The organism is Listeria grayi DSM 20601 (assembly GCF_000148995.1).
GTDB classification, from domain to species: domain Bacteria; phylum Bacillota; class Bacilli; order Lactobacillales; family Listeriaceae; genus Listeria; species Listeria grayi.
Genome location: NZ_GL538352.1, coordinates 703721 through 723215 on the forward strand (window position 1 = coordinate 703721; position 19495 = coordinate 723215).

Genomic DNA, 19495 nt, shown 5'->3' on the forward strand with positions numbered 1-19495 from the left:
GTGAAAGAAATGGATAAAATCAATCAGACGCTAGGTAACCTCTTCGACGGACGTGATTTCGATGATCGTTATCAAAAACTGAAACAAGAAGTTTTGGCTTATCCGCGGGTAAAAACGTTTCTTGAAGAAAATAAAGACGTGCTCTCCGAACAAATGGTCAATCAAAATTTATCAAAGCTATATGAATTTATGACCGAAAATCAAAAATACGAAGAGAAACAAGAAACCATGATGCCGGGCTATGCGCCAAGATTATCCTTGAATGGCGAATATATCACTGTCAGTTATTATCCTACGAAGGAAAAAGTCGAAGCAGATAAAAGACGTGCGATCGAAAGACGGATGCGCTCTCTCTACATGCCGAAACAAGTGCTGGAAGCAGATCTCGAAGATTTTTTCACGGACGAAGAATCGCGCCAAGTCGCCTTGGTTGAAGCTTATCAATTTTTGAACAGCTACCCAAGTGCAAACGGTGAGCGTCTAAAAGGTCTCTATATCCATGGTAATTTCGGGACAGGAAAATCCTATTTGCTAGGAGCGATGGCGAAAGAGCTTGCCGTAAAAGGCATCTCATCAACGCTTGTCTATCTGCCTGAATTCATGCGTGAGATCAAACAGTCGATCTCAGATAATACCGTTGGCGAAAAGATCCAGTTTGCGAAAGAAACCGATATTTTGATGCTGGATGACATCGGTGCCGAAGCCATGACAGCATGGACCAGAGATGAAGTTCTCGGTGCGATCCTGCAGTTCCGTATGCAGGAAGAACTACCGACATTCTTTTCGTCCAATTACACCATGAACGAGCTGGAAAGCCATTTGATGTTTACCGGGAACGGAAATGAAGAACGATTGAAAGCAAGGCGAATCATGGAACGTATCCGTTATTTATCCAAAGAAGTCGGTTTGGAAGGCAAAAACAGACGCTATTAAAAAAAGACTTGAAAATTAGCCGATTGTAGCATATAATGCTTATCATATACTAACAAGTAACGATGAGGACAACCATTCTAATTGGTGATTACAGAGAAGGAGGGGTAGCTGCGAACCTCCGAATCGAAAATTAGAAATCGGACCACCTCTAAACTGCTGTCAGGAACGCTTTTGCAACTATTGACAGCCGGCTTGCCTCGTTATTGGCAACAAGAGTGAAGCTTTTTTAGCTTCAGAATCTTGGGTGGAACCACGAGCGTAAACTCGTCCCTTGAGCGTAGTAGGGGCGGGTTTTTTATTTTGCCTTCCTTTACTTACAAAATCTAAAACAAACAAAGGAGTCGATAAAAATGAAAATCACTTTCCCAGATGGTGCAGTAAAAGAATTTGATAAAGGAGTTTCTACTGCAGACATCGCCGCATCCATCAGCCCAGGACTGAAAAAGAAAGCCTTAGCTGGAAAAATCAATGGTGAATTGGTGGATCTGGCAACACCAATCGAAGAGGACGGAAAAATCGAGATCGTCACTCCTGATCATGAAGACGCCCTTGGCATTTTACGTCACAGCACAGCACACTTGCTTGCTCAAGCACTTAAACGCCTTTATCCCGACATCAAATTTGGAGTTGGACCGGCAATCGAAACAGGCTTTTACTACGATGTCGATACAGAAGAACCAATCAGTGAAGAATCTTTCCCAGTGATCGAAAAAGAAATGCAGAAAATCGTCCGCGAAAATCTGCCGATCGTTCGGGAAGTTGTCAGTCGCGAAGAAGCGATCAAACGCTTTGAAGCAATTGGCGATCATTATAAATTGGAATTGATCGAAGCGATACCAGCGGATGAAACGGTAACTATTTATTCACAAGGTGAATTTTTCGACCTTTGCCGCGGGATCCATGTCCCTTCCACTGGCAAACTACAAGTCTTCCAATTGCTTAATGTAGCCGGTGCATACTGGCGCGGCGATAGCAATAACAAGATGCTGCAGCGTATTTACGGAACAGCTTTCTTCGATAAAAAAGACCTAAAAGCTTTCTTGAAAATGCAAGAAGAAGCAAAAGAACGCGATCACCGTAAGTTAGGTAAAGAACTAGGGTTGTTCGCGATCTCCCAAGAAGTAGGGCAAGGCTTGCCACTCTGGTTGCCGAAAGGTGCTACGATCCGCCGCGTGATCGAACGCTATATCGTAGATCGTGAAGAGCGTCTCGGTTATAGTCACGTCTATACACCAATCATGGCCAAAGTAGATTTTTACAAACAAAGCGGTCACTGGGATCACTATCATGAAGATATGTTCCCACCAATGAAGATGGATAACGAAGAATTGGTTCTACGCCCAATGAACTGTCCGCATCACATGATGGTCTATAAAAATGACATCCACAGCTATCGTGAGTTACCGATCCGAATCGCCGAACTAGGCCTGATGCACCGTTATGAAATGAGTGGTGCCTTATCAGGATTGCAACGTGTTCGCGGGATGACATTAAATGATGCGCATGTTTTCGTAAGACCAGATCAAATCAAAGATGAATTCAAACGCGTGCTTGAACTTATCCTTGCCGTATACAAAGACTTCGACATTACAGATTATAAATTCCGCTTGAGCTACCGCGACCCTGAAAATACAGAAAAATATTTTGATGATGATGCGATGTGGGAAAAAGCACAAACAATGCTCAAAGATGCGATGGATGAAATGGAAATGGATTATTTTGAAGCAGAAGGCGAAGCAGCATTTTACGGACCGAAATTAGACGTCCAAGTAAAAACAGCGATTGGGAAGGAAGAAACACTATCGACTGTTCAACTTGATTTCCTTTTACCAGAACGCTTTGATCTGACTTATATCGGCGAAGACGGCGAAAAACACCGCCCAGTTGTTATCCACCGCGGTGTTGTTTCTACAATGGAACGCTTTGTCGCTTATTTGATTGAAGAATACAAAGGTGCCTTCCCAACTTGGCTGGCTCCGATCCAAATGCAGATCATTCCAGTCAATCGCGATGCTCATTTCGATTACGCTAAAGAAGTAGAAGACAAATTAGTCCGAGCTGGTTTACGCGTGGAAATCGATGACCGCAATGAAAAACTTGGTTATAAGATCCGCGAAGCGCAAACACAAAAGATTCCATACGCATTAGTCGTTGGCGATCAAGAGTCGGAAAACGGCACAGTCAATATTCGCAGATATGGTTCTAAAGATTCCGAAACACTTTCTGTAGATGACTTTATCAAACAAGTCGTTGCAGAAGTAAATAAATTTTAAGAAATGAGTCACTCTCCAAATAGGGGAGTGATTTTTTTTGCAATATCCGTTATACTTAGCAAAGAAGCTATTTGAAGTAGGGGGAAATTATGAACGTAAACAACGTTGAACTTGTAATCAGTGCCGTTTGGCAGGAGCAATATCCAGAAGGCGGATTACCAGAGTTCGCACTTGCAGGAAGGTCAAATGTTGGTAAATCTTCTTTTATCAATACGATGATCGGCCGTAAAAGTATGGCACGTATTTCATCGAAACCAGGGAAAACGCAGACCCTTAATTTTTACAACATTGAAGATACACTCTTTTTTGTCGATGTACCAGGTTACGGGTTTGCTAAAGTATCTAAAAAAGAACGTGAAAAATGGGGAGAAATGATCGAAACCTATATCACTTCCCGTGAACCGCTTCGGGCAGTGGTTCAAATCATCGATCTTAGACATAAACCGACAAAAGACGATGTTATGATGTATGAATTCTTAAAGTATTACGACATTCCAGTCATTATTATTGCCACAAAAGCGGATAAGATCCCACGTAGCAAATGGTATAAAAATGCCAAAGTCGTCAAAGAAACACTCGATTTTGATGCCAACGATAAATTAGTATTGTTTTCTTCTGAAACGAAAATGGGGAAAGAGGAAGCTTGGCAGCATATCGAATCATTTCTTAATCGCTAAAACTGCCCCTCCGTCCCTGAAATCTAATCAGCTGGGAAGGGGTTTTTTAGTTTGTCCGAATCAAAAGCAGATTCACAAACGGCGTATTTGGTTTCACAAATGAAAAGTGATAAAATAAACAATGAATTTAAATCTAGGGGGATTATCCATGTTCATACTCTCTATGGGGCTCAATTTTAAGACCGCTCCAGTAGACATTAGAGAAAAACTTTCCTTTATAGAATCAGAAGTGGAAATGGCGCAGATCACATTGCAACAAGAAAAGAGCATTTTAGAAAATGTGATCATTTCGACTTGCAATCGAACAGAGATCATTGCGGTTGTAGATCAAATACATACAGCACGCTTTTATTTGAAACGCTTTATTGCAGATTGGTTCCAAATGGAAATAAGCGCTGTGGAGAATTATCTTTATTTTTATGAAGATGGCGAAGCAGTCAAACATTTATATGAAGTAGCAGCTGGATTAGATTCCCTTGTTCTTGGCGAAACACAGATTCTCGGTCAAGTAAAGAACGCCTTTGATACCGCGCATCAACTAGGCACAACGGGAACGCTACTGAATCAATTGTTCAAAATGACGATCACATTTGCTAAAAGTGTGCACTCGCAAACTAAAATCAACGAAAATGCAGTTTCTGTGAGTTATGCAGCTGTGGAAGTGGCCAAAAAAGTACACGGTGATATCGCTGGAAAGCATTTCAGTATTTTAGGGGCTGGAGAAATGAGCAAACTGGCATTACAAAATATTGCTGGGCAAAAGGCGACCGATTTGACGATTTTAAACCGGACTTTATCTCGCGCAGAAGTACTTGCTGCCAAACATGGCGGGAAAGCAGCACCTATCGATGAACTGGGAGCTATTTTGACAGAAACGGATGTATTCATCAGTTCTGTGAGTGTGGCAGAACCGATTATTTCCAAGGCAGACATGGAAGCTTGGTTGGCTACTCGTCCAGAAAAAGAATTATTGGTCATCGACATCGGTGTGCCTCGAAATATTGCCGATGAATGTGCAGAAATTCCCAATTTGATTTTATACAATATTGACGATCTGGAGGGTGTTGTTTCGGCGAATACCGAAGAACGCAAACGAATCGTTGCCAAACTTGGAGTAGTGATCGAACAAGAAGTAGCCGCTTTCTATGAATGGCAAAAACAGTTAGGTGTTGTTCCAATCATTCGAGAGCTTCGTAACAATGCGCTTCAAATCCAAGCGGAAACAATGAGAAGCTTGACGCAAAAAATCCCTGGATTAACAGATCGGGAAGAGAAAGTGATCGGAAAACATATGAAGAGTATTATCAATCAGCTTCTCAAACAACCGATCTCTGAACTGAAAGAAATGTCTGCGGAAGAAGATGCCGCTTATAAATTAGATATTGCCAAACGAATTTTTCAAGTTGAAGCCACAACAGAAATGAGTGAAACAGAAATAGAAATGGGGAATAAACAGTGAAAAGCCAAATCATTGTCGGCTCTAGACGGAGCAAACTGGCGCTAGTGCAGACCAATTGGGTAATAAACGAACTAAAAAAACATTATCCCACTATTGATTTTCGCATAGAAGAAATGGTGACAAAAGGGGATAAGATTCTCGATGTCACATTAAGTAAAGTTGGCGGCAAAGGACTCTTTGTCTCCGAAGTCGAACAAGCATTAGTAGATAAGCATATTGATTTTGCTGTTCACAGTATGAAAGATGTTCCAGCGGTTATAGAAGAAGGTCTAACGATCGCAGCGATTCCAGAGCGCGAATCTGCAAATGACGTATTCGTCTTTAAAGAAGTCCATGATTTCGGTGATCTGCCAACCCAAGCAATCATTGGGACAAGCAGCTTGCGTCGTGCCTCGCAAATATTAGCAGAACGTCCTGATTTGCAGATCAAATTTATCCGCGGTAATATCGATACCCGGCTTCGTAAATTACGCGAAGAAGATTTTGATGCGATCATTCTCGCACAAGCAGGATTAAGTCGCATGGGCTGGTTGGAAGACGATTCGCTTCGTATTCAAACGATCCCTGAAACGATTTGTCTACCAGCAGTTGGTCAGGGAGCATTGGCAATTGAATGCCGTGAAGAAGATAATGATACCAAAGATATCTTGCGCAGCATCCATCATGCGATCACAGCAAATTGCGTTGCCGCTGAACGCGCTTTTCTAAAGACATTAAATGGCGGCTGCGAAATACCGATCGCTGGTTATGCTACTCAATCTGGAAGTAAAGTATCTTTCAAAGGACTTGTTGGAACACCAGACGGCAAAACGATCTGGGAAGCCGAACGAGTGGGAGAAGACGCGGATCAGATTGGCACAGAAGCAGCAAATGAGCTTCTGGAAAAAGGTGCTGGAGCATTGATCGCCTCGCTCCGAGATGAAAATGTCTAAAACATTCGTATTGACGAGGACGGCTGCTGATAATGAAAAATGGCTGCCCTATTTTCATGAGCTGGGAGTAGAAGCAGTATCATTACCACTCATTGAAACCAAAGCGCTCCCTTTTCAAATTGAAAAGGAGTATGATTGGATTTTCTTTACAAGTGCGAAAGCCATTCATTACTTTGCTGAAAAATATGATCTAGCGGTCGTGACTGCTAAGATTGCGGTAATTGGAGAAAAAACGGCAGAAGCCTTAATTCGATATGGAAGAAAAGCTGATTTCGAGCCTTCCAGCTATGTGGCGGAAACGTTTTTAGAAGAATGGCTGCCTCAATATTCGGCTGACAAACGCATCTTGTTCCCGCGAAGCAGTTTGGCTCGGGAGGTTATTGCGAAAACTTTGCGTGAGCAAGGCTATTCGGTAGAAGAAATAGATATTTATGAAACAGTTATACCTGCTTCCAGTTCAAACCTATTTGCAGCGCTGATCCAAACAGAAAAAGACTTTCTTTTTCTATTTGCCAGCCCCTCTGCATGGCATAATTTTGAAGCAATCTGCCAAACGAGGAACCAGTCCGTACAAGCATGGGAGTATGGATCGATCGGCCCGATCACTAGCCGGGCAATCGAGGCATCTGGTTGCTCTGTGAAATATCAGCCGGCAGATACTTATACGATGGAAGCGATGATTCAGGAAATAATGAGGGAGGAAAAGCAATCATGAACTATGATTTTGATAGACATCGCCGTCTACGCTCAAGTAGCGTGATGCGTGATTTAGTGAGAGAGACCATTTTAACGATGGATGATATGATCTATCCGATTTTTGTAAAAGAAAGCAATGAACCGAAAACGGAGATCCCTTCAATGCCAGGTATTTATCAATATCCTCTAAATGAACTAGCAGCGGAGATCAAAGAAATATCGCAATTAGGTATAAAAGCCGTTCTTTTATTCGGGATCCCTAATGAAAAAGATGCGATCGGAAGTGGGGCTTTTCACACACATGGAATCGTCCAAGAAGCAACTCGGGTAGTTAAACAAACCGTTCCCGAAATGCTCGTAGTAGCAGATACATGTCTTTGCGAATATACAGATCATGGCCATTGTGGTGTTATCCAAGAAGGTCAGATCTTGAACGATGAATCACTGGAATTATTGAAAAAAACAGCTGTCAGTCAAGTAGAAGCAGGAGCAGATATTATTGCGCCTTCTAATATGATGGACGGATTCGTCCAAGCGATCCGAGCAGGTTTGGATGAAGCAGGGTACTTTGATATTCCGATCATGTCTTACGCTGTGAAATATGCTTCCGCTTTTTATGGGCCATTCCGTGACGCCGCAGGAAGCGCTCCGCAGTTTGGGGATCGTAAAACGTATCAAATGGATCCCGCGAATCGCTTGGAAGCACTAAGGGAAGCGCAAAGTGACGAAAAGGAAGGTGCTGATTTTATTATTGTAAAACCATCACTTTCTTACTTAGATGTCATGCGCGATGTTAAAAACCAAACGAATCTACCAGTTGTTGCCTATAATGTAAGTGGTGAATATTCCATGGTAAAGGCAGCCGCTATAAATGGCTGGATCGATGAGGAAAGAATCGTTATGGAAATGTTGACGAGCATGAAACGCGCAGGATCTTCTTTGATCATCACATACTTTGCGAAAGATGTTGCTCATTATCTAAAGAAAGCAGGGATGTAATAGATGGCTAATTATTCTAAATCTAAATCTGCATTCAAACAAGCTATAGACATCATGCCTGGCGGAGTAAATAGTCCTGTCAGAGCTAACAAAGCAGTTGATGCCCCGCCAATCTTTATGGAAAGCGGAACAGGAGCCTATTTAACAGATATCGATGGCAATTCTTATATCGACTATGTTTTATCTTGGGGCCCACTTATTACCGGACATGCTAATCCCCTCGTAGTCGAAGCGATCACTTCTGCCGCGGCAAAGGGAACAAGCTTTGGCACACCGACCGAGATCGAAACAGAATTGGCAAAACTAGTGATTGAACGTGTCCCTTCGATCGAGATGATCCGAATGGTCTCTTCCGGCACTGAAGCAACGATGAGTGCTATTCGTTTGGCACGAGGCTATACGAAAAGAGAGAAAATCTTGAAATTTGAAGGTAGCTATCATGGTCATGGCGACTCCCTTCTGATCAAAGCCGGTTCCGGCGTCGCAACTTTGGGATTGCCTGATTCTCCAGGAGTAACGAAAAATCTAGCGGCCGATACGATCACAGTTCCCTATAATGATCTCGAAAGCACCCGATTAGCCTTTGAAAAATACGGCGATCAGATCGCTGCTGTCATGGTAGAACCTGTTGCTGGAAACATGGGTGTAGTCCCGCCTATCGCTGGTTTCTTAGAAGGTCTCCGCGAATTGACTACCCAGTATGAAAGTCTGCTTATCTTTGATGAAGTAATGACCGGTTTCCGCGTAGATTATTATTCGGCACAAGGATATTACGTGGTCACTCCTGATATTACTTGTCTAGGAAAAGTTATCGGCGGCGGTCTGCCAGTTGGTGCCTATGGCGGTAAAAAAGAGATCATGGAGCAAATTGCCCCAAGTGGACCGATTTATCAAGCAGGAACTTTATCAGGAAATCCATTAGCAATGAATGCCGGATTTGCGACTTTGAAACAATTGACGCCAAATCATTACGATGTCTTTCGGTCGCTGATCAGCCAAATGGAGGAAGGACTAAACTTGCTTTCAGAGCAATACGAAGTCCCAGTCCATATCAATAAAGCGGGGTCCATGTTCGGCTTCTTCTTTACAAAAGAAAAAGTCATTGATTTTGAAACAGCAAAAACAAGCGATTTAGAATTCTTCCGTCAGTATTACCGTGAAATGTTGGGCCAAGGGATCTTTTTACCACCGTCTCAATTTGAAGGGATATTTATTTCCACTGCCCATACGGAAGCAGAAATCAATAAAACATTAAACGCGTTAGAGTATACATTTAAACAGCTAAAGAACAATTGACTAAATCACGCTAGTTTGCTAGAATAAAGGCAATTAAATTTTTAAATGCTAAGAAGAGGAAGAGTAAAATAGTGTTTTTCTCCAAGAGAGAAGGAAAAGCTGAGAACCTTTAGAAAAAACTATTTGAACGTAACCTTGGAGCAGTTTTTCTGAACGAGCAGTAAGAAAAACCGGTGTGTGAAACATCGTTATCGTAATGAAGTGCTTACTTTCAAGTGAGTAAAAAGGTGGTACCGCGAATGATACTCTTTTCGTCCTTTTATAGGATGAAGAGAGTTTTTTTATTGAAAAAAGGAGGATGTTTATGTCAGAAAATAATGAAATAAAAATGCCGACAAAATATGAACCAAATAATGTAGAAGCAGGAAAATATGAATGGTGGAAAGAACAAAACTTCTTCCAAGCCAAGATCACAAAAGATAAACAAGCTTTTTCAGTTGTTATACCGCCACCAAACGTAACAGGCAAACTACACATCGGTCATGCTTGGGACGTTACCCTCCAAGATATTATTGCCCGGATTAAACGGATGCAAGGATTTGATACGCTATACTTGCCAGGAATGGACCATGCAGGTATCGCGACACAAGCAAAGGTAGAAGAAAAACTTCGCGAAGAAGGCATTTCTAGATACGATCTTGGCCGTGAAAAATTCATTGATCAAGTTTGGGATTGGAAAGAAGAATATGCCGGCGAGATCCGCAAACAATGGGGAAAACTGGGCTTGAGCCTTGATTATTCCAGAGAACGTTTTACATTAGATGAAGGCCTTTCAGATGCTGTGAAAAAAGTTTTTGTAACGTTATATGAAAAGGAACTTATTTATCGCGGTGAATATATCATTAACTGGGATCCTGTTGCTAAAACAGCATTATCCGACATTGAAGTTATCCATAAAGATGTTGAAGGCGCATTTTATCACTTGAAATATCCGCTATCTGATGGATCAGGCTATTTGGAAGTTGCGACAACCCGTCCAGAAACGATCCCTGGTGATACAGCAGTGGCTGTTCATCCCGATGATGAACGCTATCAGCACTTGATCGGAAAAACGATTATTTTGCCGATCATGGACCGAGAGATCCCAATCGTAGCTGATGAATACGTAGAGAAAGATTTTGGATCAGGTGCTGTGAAAATCACTCCTGCACATGACCCTAACGATTTTGAAGTAGGTAACCGCCATGATTTGCCGCGTCTCATCGTGATGAATGAAGATGGTACGATGAATGCTAAATCTGGTAAATATGAAGGATTAGATCGTTTTGAAGCACGTAAGCAGATTATTGCCGATATCAAAGAACTAGGATTATTCATCAAACAAGATAGCCATCTGCATTCCGTAGGCCATTCAGAACGAACAGGTGCAATCGTTGAGCCGTATCTCTCTAAACAATGGTTCGTTAAAATGGAGCCTCTCGCGAAACAAGCCTTAGATTTCCAAAAGACAGAGGAAAAAATCAACTTTGTACCACCTCGTTTTGAGAAAACATATGAAAACTGGATGGACAATATCCATGATTGGTGTATTTCAAGACAACTTTGGTGGGGGCATCGTATCCCGGCTTGGTATCATAAAAAAACAGGTGAACTTTATGTGGGAACCGAAGCTCCAGCCGATTTGGAAAACTGGGAACAAGACGAAGATGTACTCGATACTTGGTTCAGTTCTGGACTATGGCCTTTCTCGACAATGGGCTGGCCAGATACAGAAAATGAAGATTATAAACACTTTTTCCCAACAAATGTATTGGTTACCGGATACGATATTATTTTCTTCTGGGTTTCAAGAATGATTTTCCAATCGTTAGAATTTACTGGACATAAACCTTTCAATGATACACTTCTTCATGGCCTTGTTCGTGATGCAGAGGGACGGAAAATGTCTAAATCACTTGGCAATGGCGTAGACCCAATCGAGGTTATTGATAAATACGGTGCAGATTCCTTGCGCTACATGCTATCTACAGGGACATCTCCTGGTCAAGACTTGAAATTCAGCTTTGAAAAAATTGAAGCATCTTGGAATTTTATCAATAAAATTTGGAATGCTTCTCGTTTTGCTCTAATGAATATGGACGGCATGACATTTGAAGAAATCGATTTGAGTCATGTAAAAGAAGTGAGTGACAAGTGGATTTTAACACGTCTTAATGAGACGATCGAGGCAGTTACTAAACTTGCCGAACGATATGAATTTGGTGAAGTAGGACGGGTTTTATATAACTTTATTTGGGACGATCTTTGCGACTGGTATATCGAAATTGCTAAAATCTCACTTTATGGTGAAGATGAGATCGCAAAGAAAACCACAAAATCGGTACTAGCCTATACTTTAGATCAAACAATGCGTCTTTTGCATCCGTTTATGCCTTTTGTGACGGAAGAGATTTGGCAAAATCTGCCACATGAAGGCACTTCTATAACAGTTGCTGAATGGCCAGTAGTAAAAGCGGAACAAATCGATAAAGAAGCTTCGGAATCCATGAAAGTTCTTGTAGAAGTGATTCGTGCGGTTCGAAACATTCGGGCTGAAGTAAATACACCATTAAGTAAGCCAATCGTTTTGCAGTTGAAACCACAAAATGAACATTACAAGACGATCCTAGAAACAAATCTTTCTTATATCGAACGCTTCTGTAATCCAGAGACCGTTGCGATTTCTTTTGATCTTGAGCCTTCCAATACAGCAATGACAGCTATTGTAACAGGAACAGAAATATTCTTGCCATTAGAAGGACTAATTGACATCAATGAGGAAATCAAGCGATTAGAGAAAGAACTGGAGAAATGGAACAAAGAAGTTGCTCGTGTACAAGGAAAACTAGCAAATACACGTTTTATGGAAAAAGCACCAGAAAAAGTAATTGAAGAAGAGCGCGCGAAAGAAAAAGACTATCTTGAAAAACGTGCAAAAGTAGAAGAGCGTATCCAAACGTTACAAGAGGCTTGATAAACTGGTCATATCTGTCAGTTGACGGATATGACTATTTTTTACAGAAAGTTGGGGATCAATGGTGAAATTCAATGATTACGAAGCAGTTATTGCTTGGATACATGGAACTCTCCGTCTGGGAATAAAACCAGGATTAGACCGAATGGAGTTTTTATTGGAACGGTTAAACAACCCCGAACGGAGTAATAAATGGATTCATGTAGCCGGCACCAATGGGAAAGGATCCACAGTTACTTTTATTAGAGAGATTTTAGAACATAGCGGATACAAAGTAGGCACATTTACATCTCCTTATATCGAAACCTTCAATGAACGGATCTGCGTCAATGGGAACCCGATTCCGGATGAGGATCTAGTGACGATTGCAAACCTTATTTATCCAATAACCTTAGAAATGAAAGAGAGCGAATTTGGCTCGCCATCGGAATTTGAGATAATTACAGCTATGATGTTTGTTTATTTTGCAGAAGTTGAAACAATTGATATTGGTGTGATTGAAGTTGGCTTAGGCGGAAGGTTGGATTCAACAAATGTATTAACACCTCTAATCAGTGTCATCACAACCATTGGAATGGATCATATGGAATTCTTAGGCGATAATCTAGCAGTGATTGCCAAAGAAAAAGCTGGGATCATTAAAGACTCACTTCCAATCATTTCAGGAGTTATTCAGCCAGAAGCATCAGAAGTGATCGAAATGATTGCTAGGGATAGACAGGCACCGTTATACAAGATAAATAAAGATTTTGACATAAAAACATCGACTAAGTCAGAATTGCGTTTTGTAAGTAGAAATAAAGAATTGCCCGATTTAAAACTAGGGTTGGAAGGGAAGCATCAATATCACAACGCTGCTTTGGCAGTGGAAACGGTTCTTTCACTGGCAGAGACAACGGACTTTTCAATCTCCAATCAAGCCATCAAATTAGGTTTGGCCAATGCTTTTTGGCCGGGAAGAATGGAAACGATCTCCAATCATCCGCTTTGCATTCTAGATGGTGCTCATAATCCAGAGGGAGTGCAGGCATTTGCTGATAATGCTTCGGCAATTTTGGGTGATAAAGTTATTTTGTGTAGCATCCTAGGGGATAAGGATCATAGGCAGATGTTAGCTACTCTAAAATCCATACCAAATGCCAAAGTTTATTTAACCACATTCGATTATCCAAGAGCGATGGATCAGGAAGAGCTTCGCCACACAGCAGAAATACATTCGATTGAAGCGGTGGTGGATTGGAAGTCCTGGTTACAGACTTATTGGAGTCAAGAAGAATTAGAAAAAACATTATTTATTACTGGTTCGCTCTACTTCATTTCGGAGGTACGTCATTTTATAAAGAATGGTGAAGCGAAAAGTAAATAAAACTGATTGGTTATGCAAAGTGGAGCGGTAATATGTTTCATTATAACAATCACCATTATTTCTTCAACTCCCGATATTCTTTTTTTGAGAGGTAATAGTTACATAAAAACAGCTTTTTCTCTATAGACGAAAAAGCTTTTTTTATATAGAGAAAATATGATTTTTGCCAATGCAGCTAAAATCAATTCCTGCTACTATACAAATAAAAGGAAAGATGCCAATGCTTTTTTTCTGGTTATTTGTGTATAGCGCTATTGCTACCTCATTTGTACTTTTTCTCGCAGAACATTTTTTTGAATGGCAAAAACATTTGTGGCGAAAATCCAAGTGTGATCATTGCGGTTCCATGCTGCATTGGACTCAATTGATTCCGATCTTTTCCTTTCTCAGGCAACGCGGAAAAGCCATATGCTGTCATAATAGATTGAGGCTGCATTATGTCGTTTTAGAAGTCGTATCTCCATTGTTTATCTGCTTGTTATATGTAAAATATAATTTCTCTATCTCCTTTTTTTATTACCTTCTTCTATTTATTTTTTTATTGTTTTTCACAGTTACAGATTATTTATATATGTATATTCCATTACGTTATTTGTACTTCTTGTTGGTGATCCTCTTTATATGGAATTTAACCAACTGGCCCTTTTATCAATCTCTCTTACTCTGTAGTATTTTTTACGCCTGTCTTTACTTGCTCTTTCACCAAGGTATCGGCAGCGGGGATATCCAACTGCTTATTATTTATAGTGCTGCATTAGGATGGAGACAAGGATATATATTATTTACTGGGGCAGTAATAATAGGGTTGATTAGCTTACTATTACTAGTGAAGTTCAAAAAAATCTCTAACTCTGCAAAAGCGCCGTTTGTTCCGTTTATTTTCATCAGTTACATGGGCATAATATTATTTTAGGAGGGTTTTTTATGCAAATGAAAGAAATGCAGATTTTTGATAAACCTCGAGAAAAAATGCAGACAAGAGGGCAAGCGCAACTTACCATAACGGAACTTCTTGCGATATTATTGGAAACGGGAACGAAAGAAGATTCCGTTTTATCATTAGCCAATAAAATCATTCTTAAATATAAATCGCTAGGAGATATCAAAGATCTGACTATCGAAGAATTGCGATCTATCAATGGTATTGGACTTGCGAAAGCTACTAAAATCATGGCTGCGATCGAGATTGGGAAACGGATCTGTCTGCAAAGTGAATCAGAAAAAAATAATATAGCGATCAGAAGTCCACAAGATGCAGTGTCCATTGTTTTGCCAGAGCTTGCTTTTCTTTTTCAAGAACATTTTCATTGCGTGCTTTTGAATACACGAAATCAGATTGTTCATCGTCAGACTATCTTTATCGGCAGTTTGAATGCTTCTATTGTTCATCCGCGAGAAGTTTATGGATTAGCTGTACGGAAATCTGCCGCCCAAATCATGTGTTTTCACAATCATCCATCGGGAGATCCAACTCCTTCTCCCGAAGACATCCAAGTTACTAAGAATTTGGCAAAAGCCGGGGACATCATCGGCATTCCCTTGATTGATCATATCATCATTGGCAAGGGTTCATTTACCAGTTTAAAAGAACAGGGATATTTTTAAAGAAAAGTATAAATTTACGGGAAGCGTGAGAAAATGGATGTCTGTTTCTTTAGAGTATGCTATAATAAAATGGTTGTTTATGTATACTTTATGGATAAATATAAAAGCAGATTTATTGGGTTTAAGAGATGATTTTAAAGCTGATATACATAACGAAAACCGTAGATGAAAAGGAGAATATGGATGTTTAGATTTGGAAATAAAGATATTGGTATTGACTTGGGAACTGCAAATACACTTGTTTATGTAAAAGGAAAAGGGATCGTACTGCGTGAACCTTCCGTTGTTGCTATGAAGAAAGATACACAAGAAATTGTGGCTGTAGGTAGCGAAGCAAAGAATATGATCGGTAGAACGCCTGGAAATATCGTTGCTATTCGACCGATGAAAGATGGAGTTATTGCTGATTATGATACAACTGCTGCGATGATGAAATACTACATCCAAAAAGCGAGCAAAAATATCAATGCAGGTAAGCCGCGCGTTGTTGTGTGTGTTCCTTCTGGTATTACCGGAGTAGAAAAACGTGCCGTAACAGATGCGACGATCCAAGCAGGAGCGAAAGAAGCTTATCCGATCGAAGAGCCTTTTGCAGCCGCAATTGGAGCAGGACTTCCTGTATGGGATCCAACGGGAAGCATGGTCGTTGACATCGGCGGCGGAACAACAGAGGTTGCCGTTATTTCTTTGGGAGGTATCGTGACAAGTCGTTCCGTGAGAACAGCAGGGGATGATATGGATGACGCAATTATCAATTATATCCGTAAAAAATATAATTTATTGATCGGTGACCGTACTGCGGAAACGATCAAAGTTGAAATCGGTTCGGCTGGACATAGTTTTGAGGGACTTGCTCCTTTCAGCATCCGCGGCCGTGATTTAGTAACAGGACTTCCAAAAACGATCGAGATCCAACCTGAAGAGATCAGCGAAGCATTGCGTGATACTGTTTCTGCAATCATCGATGCAGTGAAAAGCACGTTGGAAAACACACCGCCAGAACTTTCTGCAGATATCATGGATAAAGGAATCGTTCTTACAGGTGGCGGAGCATTATTGCGTCAACTGGATGACGTTATTTCAGAAGAAACAAAAATGCCAGTTATTTTAGCTGAGGATGCACTGGATTGTGTGGCGATCGGAACAGGGAAATCGTTGGACAACATGGATGTTTACAGAAAGAAAAACTAACGACTAAGTCCTGTGCGAATAATGCAGGAAGAATATTAGCGAGATGAGGTGTCCACATGCCGCAATTTTTTCTTAATAAACGTTTGATTATCTTGTTGATATCCATCATTGTGCTCGTAGCTTTGGTTGGATTTTCGTTGCGGGACCGAGAAAATGCTTCTTGGCCGGAACAGTTTGTTAAAGACGTTGTTGGGTTTGGAGAGAATATCATTTCTAAACCAGTTTCGTTTGTTGCAAATGTAACTGGAAATGTTTCTTCTTTGAAAAACACCTATAAAGAAAATGAAGAATTGAAAAAACGTTTAGAAAAAGTAGCTCAATTAGAGAGTGATGTAGCAGATTTAGAAAAAGAAAATAAAGACTTGAAAAGCACGTTGAAGATCCCGGCAAGTATTCGTGATTATAAATCGATCAATGCATCGGTCATTTCTAGAAATCCGAATAACTGGAACGATCAAGTAGAACTGGACAAAGGGACCAACGACGGCGTGAAGCCGGATATGGCAGTTGTTACGCCAGCAGGATTGATCGGGAAGGTCACTACTGCTGGGGCAAAATCGTCGACAGTTGAACTGGTTTCTTCTGTTGATGTGAAAAATCGCGTATCTGCGAGCGTTCAAGGAAAAGATAGAGCTTTCGGAATCATCAACGGTTACAATGCGGATTCAAAATTATTGGAATTAACGCAGTTGCCGTATGATATGACGTTCAAGAAAGGGCAAAAAGTCGTTACTTCTGGGCTTGGCGGAAAATTTCCTGCTGGAATTTATATCGGAACGATCCAAAAGGTAGAGACCGATAAAATGGGGCTTTCCCAAACAGCGTCGTTGAAGACCGGGGCTGATCTGTATGACTTGAATCATGTGATCGTCTTGGACCGCAGTGTTCAATCCGGCAGCTCCGATGATGGAGGTAATTGAGCATGGATTTGAGAAAAAATGTTGCGCTACCTGCTATCATTATCTTGACTTTTATCCTAGAAGGGGTAGCCAGTCTGATTTTCGGCAAACAACTTTTTGCTGAAAATCGGCTGTTTATTCCTCATTTTCTTTTAGTTATGCTGATTTTGATGACAGCTTTCTACAAAAGAAATCCAACTTTGATCTATGCTTTTATTTTGGGATTGGTTTATGATATTTACTATACGAATATCATGGGTGTTTTCTTTGCCCTCTTCCCATTGATCGTTTACATTACGGATAAATTTTTGCAGGTTTTCCAGAAAAATATTTTGCTGTTAGCATTGATAACGATTTTTGATATTATCTTGATGGAAAGCATCGTTTATGCTTTTTATCTGCTGATCGGCAAAACGAATATGGAGATTTTTGCCTTTATCGATACTCGTCTATGGACGACGATCTTATTGAATTTTGCATTTTACTTGATTGCATATTTTCCATTCAGGCGCTTTTTATTAAAACTAGAAAATTAACATAGAGCAGCTTAAATCGTTTTCCGCATGCAGGTAAATAGACTGTAGCACGATTTAAGCTGTTTTTATAGAAAAGAAATGTCAAGTCAACTTTTTCCTGTTATAATGGAAACAATGACAGGATACACCATAAAGTGGGGTGAATTTGAAAATGCAAAAAAATGTACAAATCAAAGGTACGAAAGATGGGATCGTGATCAGTCTTAGCGACAAAGCAGATATCATGCAGTTAAGGCAGGAGTTACTGCAATTATTGGTAGAACAGAAGCAAGGTCCTTATTCTGGCGAGAAACTGGAAGTACAAGTTCAATTGGGGAATCGGCTGTTTTCTGAAGAAGAAGAGGCGGATTTTGCTGGGATCATCCATGATAACAGCCAGATGAAGATCAAAGCTTTTTATAGTAATGTCATGACGAAAGAAGCTGCCAAAAAGTGGAAAGAAGAAGAACAAATCTATTCGATGGCAACGATTATTCGTTCCGGACAAGTTATTCATGTTCCTGGCGACTTTTTATTGATCGGAGATATTAATCCTGGTGGGCAAATTCGCGCAGATGGAAATATTTTTGTTTTAGGTCAAATCAAAGGAATCGTGCACGCCGGCTTTGCTGGATCAAAGGATGCAGTTGTTGCTGGCAAATTTTTATATCCGTCACAAATACGGATCGCTAGCGAATTTTACAGCTTTGATGATGAAGCCTATAAAGAAATTGGAGATACCGATTTGAAGGCGGCTTTTATTACAGATACAAAAGACATCAAAGTGGACGGCGTACATACATTAAGAAAAGTAAGACCGCATATTGCTAATTTTCAAGGAGGGCGTTAAAAATGGGAGAAGCGATAGTCATAACTTCCGGGAAAGGTGGCGTAGGTAAGACTACTTCTACTGCTAATCTGGGGACGGCATTAGCCCTGCAAGGTAAAAAGGTATGCTTGATCGATATGGATATCGGATTACGTAACTTAGATGTTATATTAGGACTCGAAAATCGAATTATTTATGATCTCGTAGATGTAGTGGAAGGCAGATGCAAGATTCATCAAGCACTTATCAAAGATAAACGTTTTGATGACTTGCTCTATCTATTACCTGCAGCACAAACGACAGATAAAAGTGCGGTCTCTGGTGAGCAGATGATCGCGTTAGTAGAAGAATTGCGCCCTGATTATGATTTTATTTTGATCGATTGCCCTGCTGGGATTGAAACAGGTTATAAGAATGCAGTGGCCGGAGCTGATAAAGCGATCGTAGTGACGACACCGGAGATCTCTGCAGTGCGTGACGCAGACCGAATCATCGGGTTGCTTGAAAAAGAAGCTATTGAGCCGCCGAAATTGATCATCAACCGTATTCGGACGCAAATGATGGAAAATGGTGATGTGATGGATATTGATGAGATCACTTCCCATTTGTCGATTGAACTACTTGGTATCATTATTGATGATGATGCGGTTATCCGATCATCTAATAGTGGAGATCCAGTGGCGCTTTTGCCGAATAATCGGGCATCACAAGGGTATCGCAATATCGCAAGACGGATTTTGGGAGAATCGATTCCATTGATGTCGATCGAAACCAAGAAAAAAGGCTTTTTTGCCAAATTAAAACGTTTCTTCGGTGGAAAATAATATGTAGAAAAGGTATCGGGCTTTTGCTCTATGCCTTTTCTTTATAAG

General features: G+C 40.6%; 17 protein-coding genes and 2 other annotated features. All 17 genes read left to right on the top strand.

The genetic code is table 11. From position 1 onward, the window contains the following. Positions 1-9 precede the first annotated feature (9 nt). The 17 genes from dnaI (at position 10) to minD (ending at position 19447) form a co-directional block, all read left to right on the top strand. Positions 10-933 (top strand): primosomal protein DnaI, encoded by a 924-nt coding sequence (gene dnaI / locus HMPREF0556_RS03600; protein ID WP_036104429.1) that lies wholly within the window; start codon positions 10-12, stop codon positions 931-933. A gap of 50 nt (positions 934-983) precedes the next feature. Further along, positions 984-1208 (top strand) — a binding site (T-box leader). Between the two features lie 75 nt (positions 1209-1283). Beyond that, positions 1284-3206, top strand: a complete 1923-nt coding sequence (thrS, locus tag HMPREF0556_RS03605; protein ID WP_003755601.1) for a threonine--tRNA ligase — start codon at positions 1284-1286, stop codon at positions 3204-3206. A gap of 89 nt (positions 3207-3295) precedes the next feature. Then, positions 3296-3883 carry a ribosome biogenesis GTP-binding protein YihA/YsxC gene (gene yihA, locus HMPREF0556_RS03610; protein ID WP_003755602.1) on the top strand — a complete coding sequence of 196 codons (588 nt, stop codon included), beginning with the start codon at positions 3296-3298 and terminating at the stop codon, positions 3881-3883. Between the two features lie 148 nt (positions 3884-4031). Continuing rightward, positions 4032-5342 (top strand): glutamyl-tRNA reductase, encoded by a 1311-nt coding sequence (hemA, locus tag HMPREF0556_RS03615; protein WP_040486445.1) that lies wholly within the window; start codon positions 4032-4034, stop codon positions 5340-5342. Further along, on the top strand, positions 5339-6274 hold the full coding sequence (hemC, locus tag HMPREF0556_RS03620; protein ID WP_003755604.1) for a hydroxymethylbilane synthase: 936 nt from the start codon (positions 5339-5341) through the stop codon (positions 6272-6274). Before hemA ends, hemC begins: the two co-directional genes overlap by 4 nt. Beyond that, entirely contained in the window at positions 6267-6989 is a 723-nt protein-coding gene (locus HMPREF0556_RS03625) for a uroporphyrinogen-III synthase (RefSeq protein ID WP_040486606.1), read from the top strand. The genes hemC and HMPREF0556_RS03625 overlap by 8 nt, the downstream gene beginning before the upstream one ends. Then, positions 6986-7969 (top strand): porphobilinogen synthase, encoded by a 984-nt coding sequence (hemB, locus tag HMPREF0556_RS03630; RefSeq protein ID WP_003755606.1) that lies wholly within the window; start codon positions 6986-6988, stop codon positions 7967-7969. The genes HMPREF0556_RS03625 and hemB overlap by 4 nt, the downstream gene beginning before the upstream one ends. A gap of 3 nt (positions 7970-7972) precedes the next feature. Next, on the top strand, positions 7973-9265 hold the full coding sequence (gene hemL, locus HMPREF0556_RS03635; protein ID WP_003755607.1) for a glutamate-1-semialdehyde 2,1-aminomutase: 1293 nt from the start codon (positions 7973-7975) through the stop codon (positions 9263-9265). A 41-nt stretch (positions 9266-9306) separates the two neighbouring features. After that, positions 9307-9527 (top strand) — a binding site (T-box leader). Between the two features lie 42 nt (positions 9528-9569). Further along, entirely contained in the window at positions 9570-12218 is a 2649-nt protein-coding gene (locus HMPREF0556_RS03640; protein ID WP_040486446.1) for a valine--tRNA ligase, read from the top strand. Between the two features lie 61 nt (positions 12219-12279). Further along, on the top strand, positions 12280-13584 hold the full coding sequence (locus HMPREF0556_RS03645; RefSeq protein ID WP_003755612.1) for a bifunctional folylpolyglutamate synthase/dihydrofolate synthase: 1305 nt from the start codon (positions 12280-12282) through the stop codon (positions 13582-13584). A 220-nt stretch (positions 13585-13804) separates the two neighbouring features. Beyond that, complete coding sequence (locus tag HMPREF0556_RS13765) at positions 13805-14497, top strand: prepilin peptidase (RefSeq protein WP_390620694.1); 693 nt, start codon at positions 13805-13807, stop codon at positions 14495-14497. Between the two features lie 11 nt (positions 14498-14508). Then, positions 14509-15189 (top strand): RadC family protein, encoded by a 681-nt coding sequence (gene radC / locus HMPREF0556_RS03650; protein ID WP_003755617.1) that lies wholly within the window; start codon positions 14509-14511, stop codon positions 15187-15189. 183 nt (positions 15190-15372) lie between these two features. Further along, entirely contained in the window at positions 15373-16380 is a 1008-nt protein-coding gene (locus tag HMPREF0556_RS03655) for a rod shape-determining protein (RefSeq protein WP_036103884.1), read from the top strand. Positions 16381-16436: 56 nt separating this feature from the next. Beyond that, positions 16437-17300, top strand: coding sequence for a rod shape-determining protein MreC (mreC, locus tag HMPREF0556_RS03660; RefSeq protein WP_003755623.1), 864 nt, complete (start codon positions 16437-16439; stop codon positions 17298-17300). A gap of 2 nt (positions 17301-17302) precedes the next feature. Then, entirely contained in the window at positions 17303-17815 is a 513-nt protein-coding gene (mreD, locus tag HMPREF0556_RS03665; protein ID WP_003755625.1) for a rod shape-determining protein MreD, read from the top strand. 151 nt (positions 17816-17966) lie between these two features. Continuing rightward, on the top strand, positions 17967-18644 hold the full coding sequence (gene minC, locus HMPREF0556_RS03670) for a septum site-determining protein MinC (protein WP_003755627.1): 678 nt from the start codon (positions 17967-17969) through the stop codon (positions 18642-18644). A 2-nt stretch (positions 18645-18646) separates the two neighbouring features. Further along, entirely contained in the window at positions 18647-19447 is an 801-nt protein-coding gene (gene minD / locus HMPREF0556_RS03675) for a septum site-determining protein MinD (protein ID WP_003755629.1), read from the top strand. The last annotated feature ends 48 nt before the right edge of the window (positions 19448-19495 follow it).